The sequence below is a fragment of the Falsigemmobacter intermedius genome, from assembly GCF_004054105.1.
Lineage (GTDB): Bacteria > Pseudomonadota > Alphaproteobacteria > Rhodobacterales > Rhodobacteraceae > Wagnerdoeblera > Wagnerdoeblera intermedia.
Genome location: NZ_SBLC01000149.1, coordinates 1 through 1,101, shown reverse-complemented (window position 1 = coordinate 1,101; position 1,101 = coordinate 1). Strand labels below are relative to the sequence as shown.

The following is a 1,101-nucleotide window of genomic DNA, read 5'->3' as shown; positions in this document are numbered from 1 at the left end:
GCGGCACGTCTTGCACATAACCCCAATTCCGTCAATATATCAATATTAGTTGAGAGGTTGATTCGATGGAAGAAGAACGCGCGCTTGCAGCCTTTGCTGCGCTGTCCCAGGAAACGCGTCTCCGCATCGTCCGCCTGCTGATCCAGGCGGGTCCAGAGGGAATGGCGGCAGGTGCCATCGGCGAGGCCATCGGGGCGAGCACCTCGCGGCTCTCCTTCCACCTGACACATCTGGAGCACGCGGGGCTGATCGCGTCGCGCCGTGATGGGCGTTTCATCATCTATACCGCAATCTATCCGGCCTTTTCCGGGCTGATCAGGTTCTTAATGCGCGACTGCTGCCAAGGTCACCCCGAGATTTGCGCACCTGTCGTTGCGGCATTGGATTGCGCCTGCGACCCCACTGAAAAGGCATGACCATGGATATCGTAATCTACCACAACCCCGCTTGCGGCACCTCGCGCAACACCCTGGCGATGATCCGCAACGCGGGCGTTGAGCCGCATGTGATCGAATATCTGAACACGCCGCCCTCGCGTGCGCTGCTCAGCCAGCTGATCGCACGAATGGGGATCGCACCCCGCGCGCTGTTGCGCGAAAAGGGCACGCCTTATGCCGAGCTTGGCCTTGATGACCCTGCGCTGTCTGATGAGGCCCTGATCGACGCGATGATGGCGCATCCCATCCTGATCAACCGCCCCATTGTCGTAAGCCACAAAGGGGTGCGGCTCTGCCGTCCGTCCGAGGCCGTGCTGGATCTGCTGCCCCCCCAACAGGGCGCATTCAGCAAGGAAGACGGCGAGCGGGTTGTGGACGAAGACGGCAATCCCGTGCGGAGCGCATGATGCAGCGCCTGTCTTTTCTTGATCGCTATCTGACGCTGTGGATCTTCGCCGCCATGGCGCTCGGCATCCTTCTGGGCACCCTGTTCACCGGACTGCCAGAGGCGCTGAACGCGATGTCGGTCGGCTCTACCAATATCCCCATCGCGATCGGCCTGATCCTGATGATGTATCCGCCACTGGCAAAGGTTCGGTATGAGGCGCTGCCACAGGTGTTCACCGACAAGCGTGTGCTGCTGCTGTCGCTGGTGCAAAACTGG

The 1,101-nt window shown here is 60.9% G+C and carries 3 protein-coding genes; all 3 read left to right on the top strand.

Going from position 1 to position 1,101, the window contains the following annotated elements:
* The first annotated feature begins 65 nt into the window (after positions 1 to 65).
* Positions 66 to 416, top strand: coding sequence for an ArsR/SmtB family transcription factor (locus tag EP867_RS19710; RefSeq protein ID WP_128491102.1), 351 nt, complete (start codon positions 66 to 68; stop codon positions 414 to 416).
* A gap of 2 nt (positions 417 to 418) precedes the next feature.
* Positions 419 to 844: an arsenate reductase (glutaredoxin) gene (gene arsC / locus EP867_RS19705; RefSeq protein WP_128491101.1), complete on the top strand. Its 426-nt coding sequence runs from the start codon at positions 419 to 421 to the stop codon at positions 842 to 844.
* On the top strand, positions 844 to 1,101 hold a 258-nt coding region (locus tag EP867_RS19700), incomplete at its 3' end, for an arsenic resistance protein (RefSeq protein WP_380050158.1). The genes arsC and EP867_RS19700, both read left to right, overlap by 1 nt.